The sequence below is a fragment of the Photorhabdus bodei genome (assembly GCF_003287735.1).
Lineage (GTDB): Bacteria > Pseudomonadota > Gammaproteobacteria > Enterobacterales > Enterobacteriaceae > Photorhabdus > Photorhabdus kayaii.
This window is the reverse complement of record NZ_NSCM01000001.1, coordinates 262,672-278,165: the sequence shown is the minus strand read 5'-3', so window position 1 is coordinate 278,165 and position 15,494 is coordinate 262,672. Positions and strand designations below refer to the sequence as shown.

At 39.8% G+C, this 15,494-nt stretch carries 18 protein-coding genes; 10 read left to right on the top strand and 8 right to left on the bottom strand.

The genetic code is table 11. The annotated features are described in order from the left end of the window. Positions 1 to 153: 153 nt before the first annotated feature. The 4 genes from CKY02_RS25415 to CKY02_RS01160 all read right to left on the bottom strand — a co-directional run bounded on the left by CKY02_RS25415 (position 154) and on the right by CKY02_RS01160 (position 2,136). A complete protein-coding gene (locus tag CKY02_RS25415; RefSeq protein ID WP_238399057.1) occupies positions 154 to 390 on the bottom strand; it encodes a hypothetical protein in 237 nt (78 codons plus the stop codon). A 29-nt stretch (positions 391 to 419) separates the two neighbouring features. Continuing rightward, positions 420 to 686, bottom strand: a complete 267-nt coding sequence (locus CKY02_RS01170; RefSeq protein WP_202924504.1) for a hypothetical protein — start codon at positions 684 to 686, stop codon at positions 420 to 422. A 92-nt stretch (positions 687 to 778) separates the two neighbouring features. Then, positions 779 to 1,183, bottom strand: a complete 405-nt coding sequence (locus tag CKY02_RS01165; RefSeq protein WP_112893911.1) for a hypothetical protein — start codon at positions 1,181 to 1,183, stop codon at positions 779 to 781. A gap of 2 nt (positions 1,184 to 1,185) precedes the next feature. After that, positions 1,186 to 2,136 carry a hypothetical protein gene (locus CKY02_RS01160; protein ID WP_146747376.1) on the bottom strand — a complete coding sequence of 317 codons (951 nt, stop codon included), beginning with the start codon at positions 2,134 to 2,136 and terminating at the stop codon, positions 1,186 to 1,188. Between the two features lie 430 nt (positions 2,137 to 2,566). Between CKY02_RS01160 and CKY02_RS01155 the strand changes: the two genes are divergently transcribed. From CKY02_RS01155 to CKY02_RS01145, 3 genes are all read left to right on the top strand, one after another. Further along, entirely contained in the window at positions 2,567 to 3,046 is a 480-nt protein-coding gene (locus CKY02_RS01155) for an Hcp family type VI secretion system effector (RefSeq protein ID WP_046396857.1), read from the top strand. A 723-nt stretch (positions 3,047 to 3,769) separates the two neighbouring features. Beyond that, a complete protein-coding gene (locus CKY02_RS01150; protein ID WP_112893909.1) occupies positions 3,770 to 4,102 on the top strand; it encodes a DMT family transporter in 333 nt (110 codons plus the stop codon). Positions 4,103 to 4,155: 53 nt separating this feature from the next. After that, positions 4,156 to 4,473, top strand: coding sequence for a putative hemolysin (locus CKY02_RS01145; RefSeq protein ID WP_112893908.1), 318 nt, complete (start codon positions 4,156 to 4,158; stop codon positions 4,471 to 4,473). 129 nt (positions 4,474 to 4,602) lie between these two features. On the opposite strand, the gene dsbB is transcribed toward CKY02_RS01145, so the two are convergent. Next, a complete protein-coding gene (dsbB, locus tag CKY02_RS01140; RefSeq protein WP_112893907.1) occupies positions 4,603 to 5,112 on the bottom strand; it encodes a disulfide bond formation protein DsbB in 510 nt (169 codons plus the stop codon). A gap of 153 nt (positions 5,113 to 5,265) precedes the next feature. Next, complete coding sequence (gene nhaB, locus CKY02_RS01135; RefSeq protein WP_112893906.1) at positions 5,266 to 6,813, bottom strand: sodium/proton antiporter NhaB; 1,548 nt, start codon at positions 6,811 to 6,813, stop codon at positions 5,266 to 5,268. A gap of 140 nt (positions 6,814 to 6,953) precedes the next feature. Between nhaB and CKY02_RS24215 the strand changes: the two genes are divergently transcribed. The 5 genes from CKY02_RS24215 (at position 6,954) to CKY02_RS01115 (ending at position 12,007) form a co-directional block, all read left to right on the top strand. Continuing rightward, on the top strand, positions 6,954 to 7,109 hold the full coding sequence (locus tag CKY02_RS24215) for a hypothetical protein (RefSeq protein WP_162119947.1): 156 nt from the start codon (positions 6,954 to 6,956) through the stop codon (positions 7,107 to 7,109). A gap of 26 nt (positions 7,110 to 7,135) precedes the next feature. After that, complete coding sequence (fadR, locus tag CKY02_RS01130; RefSeq protein WP_112893905.1) at positions 7,136 to 7,855, top strand: fatty acid metabolism transcriptional regulator FadR; 720 nt, start codon at positions 7,136 to 7,138, stop codon at positions 7,853 to 7,855. A gap of 523 nt (positions 7,856 to 8,378) precedes the next feature. Continuing rightward, on the top strand, positions 8,379 to 9,716 hold the full coding sequence (locus CKY02_RS01125) for a D-amino acid dehydrogenase (protein WP_112893904.1): 1,338 nt from the start codon (positions 8,379 to 8,381) through the stop codon (positions 9,714 to 9,716). Positions 9,717 to 9,820: 104 nt separating this feature from the next. Beyond that, positions 9,821 to 10,945 carry a catabolic alanine racemase DadX gene (gene dadX, locus CKY02_RS01120; RefSeq protein ID WP_112893903.1) on the top strand — a complete coding sequence of 375 codons (1,125 nt, stop codon included), beginning with the start codon at positions 9,821 to 9,823 and terminating at the stop codon, positions 10,943 to 10,945. Between the two features lie 309 nt (positions 10,946 to 11,254). Further along, positions 11,255 to 12,007, top strand: a complete 753-nt coding sequence (locus CKY02_RS01115) for a MipA/OmpV family protein (protein WP_112893902.1) — start codon at positions 11,255 to 11,257, stop codon at positions 12,005 to 12,007. Positions 12,008 to 12,212: 205 nt separating this feature from the next. On the opposite strand, the gene CKY02_RS01110 is transcribed toward CKY02_RS01115, so the two are convergent. Continuing rightward, positions 12,213 to 13,091, bottom strand: a complete 879-nt coding sequence (locus CKY02_RS01110) for a D-hexose-6-phosphate mutarotase (protein WP_112893901.1) — start codon at positions 13,089 to 13,091, stop codon at positions 12,213 to 12,215. 128 nt (positions 13,092 to 13,219) lie between these two features. Then, positions 13,220 to 14,215 carry a glyceraldehyde-3-phosphate dehydrogenase gene (gene gapA, locus CKY02_RS01105; protein WP_112893900.1) on the bottom strand — a complete coding sequence of 332 codons (996 nt, stop codon included), beginning with the start codon at positions 14,213 to 14,215 and terminating at the stop codon, positions 13,220 to 13,222. 468 nt (positions 14,216 to 14,683) lie between these two features. Here gapA and msrB point away from each other — a divergent pair, with 468 nt between their 5' ends. Together msrB and CKY02_RS01095 are read left to right on the top strand one after the other, a co-directional pair. Next, complete coding sequence (msrB, locus tag CKY02_RS01100) at positions 14,684 to 15,094, top strand: peptide-methionine (R)-S-oxide reductase MsrB (RefSeq protein ID WP_112893899.1); 411 nt, start codon at positions 14,684 to 14,686, stop codon at positions 15,092 to 15,094. Positions 15,095 to 15,176: 82 nt separating this feature from the next. After that, positions 15,177 to 15,446: a YeaC family protein gene (locus CKY02_RS01095; RefSeq protein ID WP_112893898.1), complete on the top strand. Its 270-nt coding sequence runs from the start codon at positions 15,177 to 15,179 to the stop codon at positions 15,444 to 15,446. Positions 15,447 to 15,494: the final 48 nt, after the last annotated feature.

Below are 15,494 nucleotides of genomic sequence, written 5' to 3'. Positions count from 1 at the left end.
ACAAGCATATTGCCATTGATATAATGAAGGATGCAACACTTATATTGATGGTAATGTAACATATTTTTATCCAGTGAGTTAAATTGGGGGATAAATTTTGAATGAAATCGTAAGACTCTTGTGGCATATATTTACTATTAGGTCTATTTATTCTTATTTTTTTCCTGTCAATAATTTATAGAAAAATGCGGCAGTATAAAATTGACCGTGAATACCCATAAAATGCCCCATGTATGCTCCTGATGATAAACAAAATCCTTTTTCCATATATAAATCAATAATTTTATCCATCTTTCTTTGATTTATTTTGTAAATAGCTGCTGATATAATGAAAAAACCAATAAAAGAAGCGCAAGGAATAAGTAAAATGATAAAAGTGATTATATTCATATTAAAATCCTATTGAATGTCCAGTATAGTTAAGAATATTCTCTAAATAGAAATGACTTCATTGTTATGAAGAAAAATGCACCACTTATATTAAAGGTGATGAAATATATTTTTATCCAGTGAGTTAATCTGGAGGGTAGGTTTTGAATAAAGTTATAAGATTCTTGGTACATGTATTTACTATCCTTTTCATTGATTCTTATTCTTTTCCCGGTGAGCTGCATATAGAAAAACATTGCAACCTGATACTGACTATAAATGCCCAAAAAACGGCCCATTTTTGCTCCTGCTAACATATAAAGTCCAGCCTCTGTATATAATTCAATGATTTTATTGATGTTGCGCTGATTTATCTTGTAAATAGCTACTGATATTAGGTTTAGCACGATTAATAATAATTTTGAATTAAGATTATTATTGTTGATATTAGAGCAAATGCTCCACCTATATAAGTGATAATAATGCATGTTTTCATCCAATGCGTTAAACTGGAGGGTAGATTTTGAATAAAGTAATAAGATTCTTGGTGCATATATTTACTATCAGGCTGATTTATCTTCATTTTTTTTCCGATTAACAACATGTAGAAGAACAAAACGACGTGAATCTGATCACGCATCCTTCCGAAGCGTTTTATTATTATGCCTGTTGGTAAATAAAGTCCTTCTTCTATATATAATTCAATAATTTTATCCATCTTTTTTTGATTTATTTTGTAAATGGCTATTGATATAACCGAAAATAAAAGAGATAAGAAAAGACATATTGTCATTATCAAATCCAATATGCTCATAGTTAATTTCCTATAAATAAATCTACGATAGATTCAGCAGCCCTTTCTCCGATTTTACTGCCAATATAACCACCAGATAAGCCGCCGCCTGCTATGCAAATTCCAGCCGCTAATCCTTCAGTTGCAATCCCAAGAACAACACATGCTGTGCCTGCGGCAACTCCACTAATATACGCAAGACTTCCTCCTCCTATCGTTCTACCGGAAAATTTACTATATTCTTTGATAGCCACTTTTTCACATTTTCCTGTTTGTCCATAATTACAGGCATCAATAACCTGCCCGGTGGTATCGATAAAATCTAGACCAATAGCAACTCGGCCGCCATATTTCATCCATTTAACCATTTTAGCACTGCGGGTGATTATATGATTATATCCCTTTATCGCGCCAATCCCTGCTTTATCCCATTGGTGAGCAATGGCTTTGGTTGATAACTTTAACGCATGTTTTAAATTAGGATGTTGGTCGATTTTCAAATAGAGTCTGCTAAATTTATTTAATAATCCCTTTAAGTTACCCATAATCAGTTGTCTTTCTACATAAAACTCGGTACTGATAAATTTTCGGTTTAGCCCATTTAACCGATATTCTTTTTCATAAAGCTTTTGTAACTTTGACAGATTTTTTTTGATTTGGGAGAAATAAGTGTCACCCATTGATGATGCGGTGCCAACTAAGGTTCCTCCTTGATCCAGTACATAGTGAAACAGACCAAAATGACGATGCAAAAATGCTGCGGATTCACCAGGCAGAGCTGAAACGGATTGGTTGACTTCATACTGAGATTGTTTCAATAGCTGTATGAGATGCGGGGGATTATAGGAATCTGGATCTGCCACCAGCAGGATTTGCCCCGGTTTCAGGAATCGGTAATTTGAATTTAATTCCATAAAATAGCGGGCCGCTTCGCTATTTGAATGGCTGAATAACAGACTTGCTTGAAAGCTCAATCCTCCGGGTTGCTGTACAACACAGAAACCGGGTTGTATGTTTCTTTTCATATACCCTATTTGTTCCGCTAGTGGCTTTTAACATGCTGGCTCAATGTTAGATAACATCACTTAATCAGATAATCGGATTATCTTCAACATATAGTAAACGGGTCTATAATCTCTACAGAGTGAGAATTCATAGGGGGTTAGGTGATGGATAAATTCAATCTGATGCTGTCCGTTGATATTGATTAATTTATGGTTTTTTCTATACTAAAGTATAGAAACAGTGAAAGAAGTTCGTTTGTATATTTGGCCTGACTACAAGCCTGCAATATTTACATTTATATAAGATAACTAACGATTAATTACAATTCTCTTCTTGAAATCAAAGGAAAATAATTCAGAATGCGAACTCGAACATAAGGTAAACTAAGTAGGTAAGGCTATGGCAAATATGATTTATGTGACGATAAAAGGTGAATCTCAGGGGCTTATTTCTCAAGGATGTTCGACTTTGGATTCCATTGGTAACCGATATCAGAATGGACATGGAAATCAAATTATGGTGTTGCAATTCAATCATGGTTTGACTGTCGCTCAACATGTTAATTATCAGCCGGTAACTTTTATTAAGTTATTAGATAAATCTTCTCCATTGCTCATGATCGCGGCGGCTAATCGTGAAAAACTGGAATTGACATTTGATATTTATCGGACTTCTCAAATAGGCTCACAGGAACTTTTTTATTCCATCTTGCTCACCGGGGCAAAAATTTGCGATTTAAATGTTAATTATCCGCATGTTATTAATGATAATAAAGGTCAACCGGAGGAAGTTGTTTCAGTTCAGTATGTCAATATTACTTGTCGGCATCATATGGCGGGAACATCAGGATATTGTATCTGGGATGAGATGGTTTATTGATAAATGCAGTTTATACCCGTCATCTTTCAAGTTGCCTCTTTGTTGGCTGCACTCACTCACCCCGGTTACATAGTTTTCTATGCTCCCGGGGATTCGCTCCCTGGCCGTCGCGATGCATCTTGAAATCCATAGGGTATATACGCTTAGTTTTCATTTAATAGCTAAGCGTATTTTTAATAGTAAATACATTGCCATTGATATCAAGCATAATATAAGGCTTATATTAATGGTGATGAAATATGTTATTGTCCAGTGAATTGCTGTACGATACAGGAACTGGGTTGAATGTTTCTTTTCTTTGCTCCGGTAGTTGTTTTTAACATGTTGACTCAACGTCAGACCATATAACTTCCTTATCGTTTCGTCACTATCATTACTTAATCAAATGATAAGATTATTTTTAGTTTATAAATCTACACGTTTTTAATTCTACCTCGCTATGTTTTCTTAGAAATCCTAAAGGGTATCGTGCGAATGATTCTGATCTAAATCTCAAAGCTGGAACCTATCGTTAGCACTTTTCCATATTCTCTGTAAAATCTCTCCAGCGATTTTCCTGCCTGAGCGGTACCTCTTAAGCGGGGATAAATAAGGTTTGAATTGGATTTAAGGAACGAAATATATCAATTTTGTTACGTTACACCTTAAAGCGTTTGTGATAGATTCAGCCTTCTATCTATTAATGTTGGTCGATTTGTTGTTTCTACTATAGAGAGTCATGATATGAATGGATTTGCATATTTAGCAATGGCAATTGTTGCCGAAGTTATAGCAACGGCTTCATTAAAAGCCTCTGATGGGTTTAGTAAATTATTCCCTTCTATACTGGTCATTGTTGGATACGGTATCGCTTTTTGGGGGTTATCTCAGGTGGTCAAAGTTGTGCCATTAGGAATTGCTTACGCCATATGGTCTGGCTTGGGTATTGTGTTGGTTTCTATTGCCGCGATATTTTTATATCAACAGAAGCTGGATTGGGCGGCTATTTTAGGTATGGCTCTTATTGTTGCCGGTGTAATGGTAATAAACCTGCTTTCTAACAGCAGTGCACATTAATTAACAATTAACGGTGCCCTTGTTTTCCCTGAATCGTTTTCTGGAGAAGAGATATGTTAAATGCCAGTAATAAGAAAGGATTCCAGACAGTCTTATTAGGGGTACTTTTTAGTCTTGCTGTATTAGCGGGTTGTAGTCGCCAGGCAGGGAAAACATCTACCCAATATCAGGGGATACAATACTTTCAACCGGAAAATTCTCAACCAGAAGTTGCTCTTAGGGACAATGCCAGAGCAATTTGTTCTTATGTGGGTGGTATGCCTGCATTCGCAATACAATTAAATGGCGCGCAAATACCTGTTTGCCAGTTGGCAAATGGAAAGCGTTGTGATGAAAGGGCATTGTTGCAAGGTTCTTGTGCATCAATTTGAGGTAGAAATTAACCAACTTGATATGTGCAGAACATGCCGTTCGGATATCCGGTTATAGGTGCCTTGGGCATGATTCTGCGAGTATATTTGATTCATCAGACAATCATTTTCACCTGTCTGAGTTGGTAATTATTTACGAATAAAAAATTGGCTGATTAATACGAATACAGCAGTAACTAAATAAGCAGCAAAAATACCGACTAACCATTGTGGCATCTCTAATGTCAGGAATTGCCACTGTCTTACTGAACAATCACCTGTAGCTTCGAATACAGAAGGAAGCCATTGGTTTAACGCCAACCATGAAGGGAAGTTTACGAAGAAATCACAGGTATTAAATGGAGAAGGGTGCAACTGCATCATAGTATGTTCCCATGCGAGTTGCAGGCCACTCCAGGCACTGTAGGTCCACAAAATAATAGCCAGCCAGCGTAACGGCGTTTTTGGTGAGATTACACCTAATATCCCAGCGCCCAACACACCAAACAGAGCAACCCGTTCATAAATACACATCACGCAGGGTTGTAATTTCATCGCATGTTGAAAATATAATGCCGAGCTTTCTAATATCAGGGCAGTCAAAATCATTAACAGCCATGCGCTTCGTCCTTGAGAACAGTGGTTCAAAAATCGCATCATTTCCTTTTTTCCATGCAGATTAAGATAAACAATTGAGCGCCTATTTTGCCGATTTACAGGTAACAAAAAAAGTCAATTAAGGTAAATCTGGCTTTTTCGAGGAAAAATAAAACCGTATTGAGCGTAATCATTGCTCAATACGGCATTGGTTGGTTATGGCAAAGCAATTAAGCCCCAATGAACCATCATGTCAGTGACTGGAATTAGCAGAAATTCTACACACAGCAAACCGGCCAGCGTCATGACAATGGTATAAGGTAATGCCATGATCACCATGCGGCCATAAGATAAACGAATCAATGGTGATAATGTCGAAGTCAACAAGAACAGAAATGCGGCTTGTCCGTTAGGTGTTGCAACGGAAGGCAGGTTAGTGCCGGTATTAATCGCAACAGCCAGATATTCAAATTGTTTATGTGAAATCAGGCCCTCTTGCATGGCAGCTCTTGCTTCATTGATATAAACCGTACCGACAAACACGTTATCTGATACTGATGAGAGTAAGCCATTGAACAGATAGAACAGGGAAAGTTGAGAAGTTTCAGAAACCTGTAATACGAACTGAATAAATGGCGTAAACAGTTGCTGGTCAACAATGACTGCAACGATAGAAAAGAATACAGTCAGTAATGCCGTGAACGGTAGTGCCTCTTCAAATGCTTTACCCAGTGCATGTTCTTCGGTAATACCACAGAACGATGTGGTTAGAATGATGACTGAAAGGCCAATCAGACCAACTTCTGCCAGATGAAATGCCAGCGCGACAATGAGCCATATACCTATTAGCGCTTGAGCAATAAGCTGTGCTTTTTCTTTACGTGTTCGTTTTGCGCTGGTTTTTTTATCGTAATCTTCCAATACCTGTCGGACGCGTTCTGGCAATTCTGTACCATAACCGAACAATTTAAAGTGTTCGACCAGAAAACAGACTAGCAGCCCGCAGAGAAAGACAGGTAGGGTAATTGGCGCCATGCGAATAAAGAAGGTGACAAAATCCCAATTAACGTTTTTGGCGATAATCAGATTTTGTGGTTCTCCTACCATCGTCATTACACCACCGAGTGCAGTACCTATACCTGCATGCATCATCAGACTGCGCAAAAAAGCGCGAAACTGTTCAAGAGTTTGCTTCTTTTTTGCTGTATCAGTGTCATTGTCATGTTTAGCGTTAATTACATCATGCTGATCCGTAATGAAGTTGTTGTAGATAGAGTAGAAACCAAGGGAAACACTAATAACTACCGCGATAACGGTCAGGGCGTCAAGAAATGCTGACAGGAATGCGCTGGCTAGGCAGAATGCCAAGGCAAGCATACGCTTAGATTTTATGGAGAGCAGGAGTTTAGTGAAAGCAAATAATAGTAATTGCTTCATAAAGTAAATTCCTGCGACCATAAATATCAGCAACAGTACAACTTCCAAGTTATTAGCAATTTCATGACCAACTTGTTGAGGTGAGGTCATGCCGATAATGACCGCTTCAATCGCCAACAGGCCACCTGGTTGTAGCGGGTAACATTTAAGTGCCATTGCTAAAGTAAAGATAAATTCGATAACAAGTAGCCAGCCTGCGACAAATGGATTAATAAAGAAGAATATCAATGGGTTGGTGATGAGAAAGATGATGATAGCGAGCTTATACCAATCTGGCGAGTTGCCGAGAAAGTTTTTTACCGCTGTTTTTAGGATACTGGTTTCCATTGCAATTAAAGTTCCTCTAAATTCGTAAAATTGTGTTCTTTAAACAATAATACGCTTTAATACAGAATGTTTTAAGGGAAATGAGGTATAATTAAGCATTAGTACGCTTTCTAGACTACATATACCCAATGGATTTCAAAATGCATCGCGACGGCAAGGGAGTGAATCCCCGGAGCATGGGTAACTATGTGACCGGAGTGAGCGAGTGCAGCCAACAAAGAGGCAACTTGAAAGATAACGGGTATAGCTATATTGAAGTTGCGTATTCTGATATAATTTCATCTATTTTTAGTTGAAAAAATCACGTTGGAATAATAAAAATATGGTCATTAAGGCTCAAAGTCCCGCAGGTTTTGCGGAAGAGTATATTATTGAGAGTATATGGAACGGCCGTTTTCCTCCAGGCTCCATTCTTCCGGCAGAACGTGAATTATCTGAGTTAATTGGTGTGACAAGGACCACCCTGCGTGAAGTATTGCAGCGTTTGGCACGTGATGGATGGTTAACTATTCAGCATGGCAAACCAACAAAAGTGAATAACTTTTGGGAAACATCGGGTCTTAATATTTTAGAGACTCTGGCCCGTCTTGATCACGATCGCGTTCCTGAGTTGATTGATAACCTACTGGCGGTGAGAACGAATATTGCGGCGATATTTATTCGCACGGCTTTTAAGCATAATCCGGGGAAATCATTGGAAGTACTGGCGGAAAAAGAGCATGTGGAAGATAACTCGGATTCATTTAGTATGCTAGATTATGATATTTTCCGTGGTTTGGCTTTTGCTTCAGGTAATCCAATTTACGGCCTTATTATCAATGGGTTGAAAGGGCTATATACCCGTATAGGGCGTTATTACTTCTCTAATCCTGAGGCGCGTAAATTGGCGCTGAATTTTTATCAGCAACTGGTGATATTATGTCGTGATAAATCTTACGATAACGTCATGGAATGTGTACGTAACTATGGTAAAGAGAGCGGTGTCATTTGGCACAGTATGCAAAGTACGATGCCAAGTGATTTGTCTGAAGTGCGTCGCTGATATCTCGTTAGTATTTTTACTTAATTCCAGGCCTTATCCGATCTAGTAGTTTCAAATCAAAATTATTTTGAATTGACCCGGTGCAGAATGCTCTGTACCGGGCGTTTTGTTTCTTTTTTCTGATTCAATCTCAAGCTAATCGTTAATGTCTCTATTTCAGAATGTTATTCTGATTTTTTGGTTTTTGTTTAGGTTTTTATTTCGATTAATTGATGGTTATTGGTATCTTGTGGTTGTTTAATTGATTCATTTTTTTCACTGAAAAACTCAGAATAATGACTTGATATGAAATAATTAGCATGTGGTTCATATCGTAATTATTATCTTAATTTTATGATTTTAATATTAATTTTCATAAGTTGGGTATGTATGAATCACAAATAAGCCTGTTGCATAAATGTAATTTAATTGTGACCTAAATCATAAATGTAGATTATTGACGTGACCGATGATTGTTCTATATTGGTTTTTTATAATCAGCATATTATGCTTGCCTAAAATTTTAAATCGTCCGGGGGCCATGATGAGAATCCTTGTTTTAGGTAGTGGTGTTATTGGTGTAACCAGTGCCTGGTATTTGGTACAGCAAGGTCATGAAGTCACTGTCATTGATCGCCAGGGAAGCGCTGCTGAGGAAACCAGTGCGGCTAATGCCGGGCAGATCTCGCCGGGATACGCGACCCCATGGGGAGCGCCGGGTATTCCATTGAAAGCGATTAAATGGATGTTTCAACGTCATGCTCCATTGGCTATTCGTCCGGATGGATCGCTGTTTCAGTTACGCTGGATGTGGCAGATGCTGCGTAATTGTGATGCAAGTCACTATGCGATAAATAAGAGCCGGATGGTACGACTGGCAGAGTACAGTCGTGACTGTATCAAACAATTGAGGGCAGATACGGGTATTCAATACGAAGGGCGGCAGGGGGGCACGCTTCAGTTATTCCGCACCAATAAGCAGTTTGATAATGCCGTGAATGACATCGCCGTTCTTGAACAGGAAGGTGTTCCTTACAATTTATTAACGGCAGATAAGCTAGCGACAGTAGAGCCGGCATTAGCACATGTCGCTTACAAACTGACGGGGGGCTTACAATTACCGAACGACGAAACGGGTGATTGTCAGCTTTTTACTAAAGAGTTGGCAAAAATGGCAGAAGCGGCGGGTGTAACGTTTCTGTTTAATAAACAGGTCAAACAGTTATTGGTGGAAGGGGATCGGATTACCGGCGTCCAGTGCGAAGATGGTGTTATGACAGCAGACAACTATGTTGTTGCAATGGGCGCTTATTCCACTGAATTACTGAAAGGTCTTGTCAAAATTCCAGTATATCCACTGAAAGGTTATTCATTAACTATGCCTATTGTCGATGCACAACGGGCTCCGGTATCGACTGCATTGGATGAAACATACAAAATTGCGATTACCCGGTTTGATAACCGTATTCGTGTGGGTGGAATGGCAGAAGTTGTCGGTTTCAATTTGAATCTGCTTAAAGCACGTTATGAAACATTGAAAATGGTGGTGCAAGACCTTTATCCAGGCGGTGGCGATATTGCTCAGACTCATTTTTGGACAGGATTACGTCCAATGACACCAGATGGTACGCCAATTGTTGGGCCGACTGAATATCACAATCTCTATCTAAATACAGGGCATGGTACATTGGGATGGACAATGGCATGCGGTTCCAGTCAATTGCTGGCTGATATTATTTCGGGTAAAAAGCCTGCCATTGCATCTGATGATTTATCAGTATTTCGTTATATTAATGGTTTTAATACAAAATTGGTGCCATTTATACCCTATGGATTTCAAGATGCATCGCGGCGGCAAGGGAGCGAATCCCCGGGAGCATAGATAACTATGTGACCGGGGTGAGTGAGTGCAGCCAACAAAGAGGCAACTTGAAAGATGACGGGTATAGACATCAATTACACACTGAACTGAGAGGCTAATAGAATATGCCACGTCCGATTTCGGCAACGATCCATCTTGATGCATTGGAAAATAATCTGGCGATTATTCGTAATAAGGTCGGTAATAGTAAAATCTGGGCTGTTGTTAAAGCAAATGCTTATGGGCATGGTCTGCATTGTATATGGCGATATCTTGATCAGGCTGATGGATTTGCTTTACTTGATTTTCATGAAGCGATTTTATTGCGGGAGCAGGGGTGGCAGGGGGCAATCTTACTATTGGAAGGGTTTTTCAAACCGGAAGATTTACCAATAATTGATGAATATCAGTTGACAACGGTAGTGCATAGCCATTGGCAACTTGAAGCAATCGAAGCGGCCAATTTGAGTAAGCCCATCAATATTTATCTCAAACTCAATAGCGGTATGAATCGATTGGGATTTCCTGTGGATCAATATAGCGCGGTTTTATCATTAGCAAGAGGTATCCGGCAAATTGGGCAAATAACGTTAATGTCACATTTTGCGAATACGGATAATAAGGAGATCGGCGTTACTGAACAACTTAACGTTATTAATTCAGTGAGTCAGGGATTGGATATTTCTCAATGTTTGGCTAATTCAGCTGCTTCTTTGTGGTATCCACAAACTCATAGAGATTGGGTACGTCCCGGTATCGTGCTTTATGGCGCCTCACCGAGTGGAAAGTGGAAAGATATTGCCGATATTGGGTTGAAAGCGGTGATGAGTCTGCAAAGTGAGATTATTGCTATTCAGAATCTCAAGGCAGGAGACAAAATAGGTTATGGCAGTAAATATACAGTGTCAGGCCCTATGCGAGTCGGTACCGTCGCCTGTGGCTATGCTGATGGTTATCCCCGTTGTGCAATGACGGGAACACCGATTATTGTCGATGGTGTTAGGACCCAAGTATTAGGTACAGTATCAATGGACATGTTGTCGGTGGATTTAACACCTTGTCCGCAGGCCCAAATTGGCAGTCGTGTTGAATTGTGGGGGAAAAATTTGCCGGTGGATGATGTGGCGGAGAGCTCTGGAACGATTGGCTATGAATTATTGTGCGCATTGGCAGATCGGGTCCCGGTATCTATACCCTATGGATTTCAAGATGGATCGCGACGGCAAGGGAGTGAATCCCCGGGAGCATAGGTAACTATGTGACCGGGGTGAGCGAGTGCAGCCAACAAAGAGGCAACTTGAAAGATGACGGGTATATATGATGTCGTTAAATAGTCGTCACCGTTTGGTATTATTGCAGGAAATAAGTTACCGTTTTCGCTAAATTAATATATCTTTGTTTTTTCTAATCTGTCTATTTTTGTCAGAATAATTAGGCGGGCACTAAACATATTGTGCTTTTTAAGGCAAAATAGGACGTTATTACTTGGAAATGAGGGAAATGATCTTTTACACTTGATATCGCTAATCGCATAATTGTTTTAAAGGAAATAGTTAATCATGATCAACAAAGCTAAAATTTTAGCCACAGTCGTCACTTTTTGTCTTTCTTCATCTTTGGCTTATGCGGGACAGTGGTCAATTGGTGCCTCTGTTTTAGCTGAGGCATCACCTTATAAGGGGGTAAAGAATAAAGATAAAGTGTTGTTTGTTCCAATGGTTAATTATGAAAGTGACAATTTCTATTTTCATACTTTAGCCGCCGGGTATTATTTGTGGAATCAACCAAAAGATCAGCTATCTTTAGATGTCTATTACTATCCTCAAAATTTCCGCCCAAAAGATAATGAAGATAAGCAGATGAAAAAGTTGGATCGTCGCCATGATACTATGATGGGCGGCTTTAGCTATCGTCATATTGAAGATTGGGGAACGTTGCGTAGCTCTTTTGCTGCGGATACTTTGGGTAAAAGTAAAGGCATAACGATTGACCTGGCTTATTTATATGAATTTAAAAGTGATGATTGGTCATTACAACCAGGATTAGGGGTGGTTTGGAATAGTAAAAAACAAAATCGTTATGAATATGGTATTAAAGATAGTGAATCACGCCATAGCGGACTAGAAAAATATACTCCAGATGATAGTTGGACTCCCTATCTCGAATTATCTGCTAATTATAAATTTAACCAGGAATGGTCTGTATTTATGATGGGGCGCGTTGAGCGTTTACCGAGTGAAATTAAAGATAGCCCAATGGTTAATAAGTCATATTCAAGTATTGTTTGGACAGGTGTTACATATAGTTTTTAATTACTCACGGCGATAATATACCCTATGGATTTCAAGATGCATCGCGACGGCAAGGGAGAGAATCCCTGGGAGCATAGATAACGATGTGACCGGGGTGAGTGAGTGCAGCCAACAAAGAGGCAACTTGAAAGATAACGGGTATATCGAATAGAGACTGAATTCATGGGATAATATTCAGTCTTTTTAATGTGAATGAGTGATATATTTACTGGTAGTCTTTCCGGCAACGGATTAACACCGAAATATGGGCTGGGCTATCATCTTTAGAGATTAGTGGCTTATTGATGCGAGCTGTTTCTACACAAATCATATTTTTATAACCTTCATTGCACATATCTTTCATACTGTTTGACAATTGGGCACCTGGATTCCAGCATACAACATCACTGTGATGATAATGGTGAATTTCAATAGTCCGTTTCAGCGATTTATCCCTTATCAAATTGAAATCTTCCGGCTCGGTATAAATGCGATCAGTGCGACCATTGAAAATAAGATGCTCTGCTGTGATGTGTTGCTCTTTGTCAGCCACCGTATCAATAAAATGTTTACCTAAACCGCTAATCGAAACCTGATTAATATCGCCTATATTCAGATAAGTGTGCAGGGCACAAGTTGCTTGATAATCACCATGGGTTTCTAGCTCCACTTCACAGGTTTCACACAGTTTGAAACGGGCAATCAAGGTAAAATCATAAGGCCACAATTTATGGGTATATTCATTGTCTTTCAGTGTGAAAGTTAATATGACGCCATTTTCATGTTCATTATGTGCGCTAAATTCCCAGGGAAGAATTCTGGCAAAGCCATGACTTGGTGCTCTTGAGAAACCAAACCAAGGCCAACAAATAGGTATACCACCGCGGATAGCGGTACCTGCTGCAAATGCGGTTTTCTTGCTCAGCCATAACCCCGGCTCTTCACCACTGGGTTGCCAGGCGATAAGGTGCGCCCCTTGCAAGCTGATTGCACCACGAACTTTAGGATGAGAGACGACTATCAGTGGAAAGCCATCTATATTTCGTTGACTAATAGCAGGAGAAATCTGTTCTGTAACCGGTAATGAAAAGATTTTATCGTTCATCCGTATAACCTTGTAAAACCAAAGCCGGGATAATGGCAATAGCCCAAGAATAACGCATGTTGTACACAGATTGAAACAAAAGAGCTGCCGGGGGAGGGCAGCTCTTTTCAGACAAAGTAATTACTCAGTTATTTGGAGATGTGAGCAATCAGATCCAGAACTTTGTTAGAGTAACCGGTTTCGTTGTCGTACCAGGAAACCAGTTTTACAAAGTTGTCGTTCAGAGCGATACCTGCTTTTGCGTCAAATACAGAAGTCAGTTTTTCGCCATTGAAATCGTTAGATACGACATCATCTTCGGTGTAACCCAGAACGCCTTTCAGTTCACCTTCAGCCGCATCTTTGATTGCATCGCAGATTTGTTGATAAGTAGCTGGTTTTTCCAGACGTACAGTCAGATCAACAACAGATACGTTAGGAGTAGGAACGCGGAAAGCCATGCCAGTCAGCTTACCATTTAGTTCAGGGATAACTTTACCCACAGCTTTAGCCGCGCCGGTGGATGATGGGATAATATTCTGAGCAGCGCCACGACCACCACGCCAATCTTTCGCAGAAGGACCGTCAACTGTTTTCTGGGTTGCCGTTGTTGCGTGAACAGTGGTCATCAGACCTTCAACAATGCGGAATTTATCATTGATAACTTTAGCCAGCGGTGCCAGACAGTTAGTGGTACAGGAAGCATTGGAAACGATCTCCTGGCCTGCATAAGTTTTGTGATTAACTCCCATAACAAACATAGGCGTGTCATCTTTGGATGGGCCGGTCAGAACAACTTTTTTCGCACCAGCGGCAATGTGCTTACGTGCAGTTTCGTCAGTCAGGAAGATACCTGTTGCTTCTGCAACAACATCAACACCTACTTCATTCCATTTCAGGTTAGCTGGATCTCTTTCTGCTGTAACGCGGATAGCTTTGCCGTTAACAATCAGGTGGCCGTCTTTTACTTCAACAGTGCCGTTGAAGCGACCGTGAGTTGAATCGTATTTCAGCATGTAAGCCATGTATTCGGCGTCGAGCAAATCGTTGATTGCAACGATTTCGATGTCTGAACGTTCTTGTGCAGCACGGAAAACAATACGGCCAATACGACCAAAACCGTTGATACCTACTTTGATAGTCATAGTGTTCCACCAGCTATTTTTTAGTGAATTAAAAATTATTACTAAAGTTACCAAAACCTTGCCAGCCGTCAAGCGGAATCGTGTCAATAGCTGAAAAACATTAGCTTTGAGTTCATCATTTAGACGCTTGCTATAGGGTACTGGCAATCGAGCCGCCCATCATTATCAAGGTGCAGACAGATATTGAAAGTTAATTGGTTAGATATGCGAGTCACATCACAAATAGTAGGATATACCCGTTATCTTTCAAGTTGCCTCTTTGTTGGCTGCACTCACTCACCCCGGTCACATCGTTATCTATGCTCCCGGGGATTCGCTCCCTTGCCGTCGCGATGCATCTTGAAATCCATAGGGTATAGACAGATTCAGTTAACCACTTAAAATAAATTCCACTGATGTAATGTTAATTTTTTGTTATTATTAATCAATTTTATTGAGAACATGAGTCTTATTATTAAGGTGGTCGTTATGACTAAGAATCCTGATGTTTCCCTTTATAAAGAACTAACTGATATTCAGCGTCACGTAACCCAGAATGCCGGGACAGAGCCGCCATTTTCAGGGAAATTGCTACATAATAAGAAAAGTGGCGTGTATCATTGTTTGTGCTGCGAGCAGCCGTTATTTATGTCCGACACTAAATTTGATTCTGGTTGTGGCTGGCCGAGTTTTTACCAGCCTGCCACTCATGATGCAGTGCAGTATCTTGATGATGATAGTCACAATATGCATCGTATTGAGGTTCGTTGCGGTCATTGTAACGCTCATTTGGGGCATGTGTTCCCTGATGGACCGCAGCCGACAGGAGAGCGTTTTTGTATCAACTCGGTTGCATTAAGCTTTATTGATGAAAATACAGGCGAAAAAACAGTAGGTTAATCGTTTTTATTATTGCGGGCATAATCTTAGTTTACGTAAAAAATCGTTTCAGCTAATTCTGGAAAATAGTGAGGAAATATCAATGGAACTGGATGATCTGTTATCTGTAATGACACCAGAAATATATCAACGCCTGGTTCAGGCAGTAGAACTGGGTAAATGGCAGGATGGTGAGCCTCTAACGGTAGAGCAGAAAGAGCATAGTTTGCAAATGATTATGCTATGGCAATCAAGGCATAACCATGATCCGCAACATATGACGATTGGTACTGATGGTCAGTTGGTGATGAAGAGTAAACAAGAACTGAAAGCGATCTTTCAGTCTAAAATGGTGGCAACATTCAAGCCATAATCTTTGGCAAATTAGATATGAAAAGGCTGAGTGTGTAAGACTCAGCCT

Coding starts and splice junctions, on each gene's coding strand:
- fadR (WP_112893905.1), top strand. CDS start 7,136: ATGGTCATTAAGGCTCAAAGTCCCGCAGGTTTTGCGGAAGAGTATATT.
- nhaB (WP_112893906.1), bottom strand. CDS start 6,813: ATGGAAACCAGTATCCTAAAAACAGCGGTAAAAAACTTTCTCGGCAAC.
- CKY02_RS01110 (WP_112893901.1), bottom strand. CDS start 13,091: ATGAACGATAAAATCTTTTCATTACCGGTTACAGAACAGATTTCTCCT.
- CKY02_RS01165 (WP_112893911.1), bottom strand. CDS start 1,183: ATGAGCATATTGGATTTGATAATGACAATATGTCTTTTCTTATCTCTT.
- CKY02_RS01170 (WP_202924504.1), bottom strand. CDS start 686: ATGTTAGCAGGAGCAAAAATGGGCCGTTTTTTGGGCATTTATAGTCAG.
- dadX (WP_112893903.1), top strand. CDS start 9,821: ATGCCACGTCCGATTTCGGCAACGATCCATCTTGATGCATTGGAAAAT.
- CKY02_RS01115 (WP_112893902.1), top strand. CDS start 11,255: ATGATCAACAAAGCTAAAATTTTAGCCACAGTCGTCACTTTTTGTCTT.
- CKY02_RS01095 (WP_112893898.1), top strand. CDS start 15,177: ATGGAACTGGATGATCTGTTATCTGTAATGACACCAGAAATATATCAA.
- CKY02_RS25415 (WP_238399057.1), bottom strand. CDS start 390: ATGAATATAATCACTTTTATCATTTTACTTATTCCTTGCGCTTCTTTT.
- CKY02_RS01150 (WP_112893909.1), top strand. CDS start 3,770: ATGAATGGATTTGCATATTTAGCAATGGCAATTGTTGCCGAAGTTATA.
- msrB (WP_112893899.1), top strand. CDS start 14,684: ATGACTAAGAATCCTGATGTTTCCCTTTATAAAGAACTAACTGATATT.
- CKY02_RS01125 (WP_112893904.1), top strand. CDS start 8,379: ATGAGAATCCTTGTTTTAGGTAGTGGTGTTATTGGTGTAACCAGTGCC.
- CKY02_RS24215 (WP_162119947.1), top strand. CDS start 6,954: ATGCATCGCGACGGCAAGGGAGTGAATCCCCGGAGCATGGGTAACTAT.
- CKY02_RS01145 (WP_112893908.1), top strand. CDS start 4,156: ATGTTAAATGCCAGTAATAAGAAAGGATTCCAGACAGTCTTATTAGGG.
- CKY02_RS01155 (WP_046396857.1), top strand. CDS start 2,567: ATGGCAAATATGATTTATGTGACGATAAAAGGTGAATCTCAGGGGCTT.
- dsbB (WP_112893907.1), bottom strand. CDS start 5,112: ATGATGCGATTTTTGAACCACTGTTCTCAAGGACGAAGCGCATGGCTG.
- gapA (WP_112893900.1), bottom strand. CDS start 14,215: ATGACTATCAAAGTAGGTATCAACGGTTTTGGTCGTATTGGCCGTATT.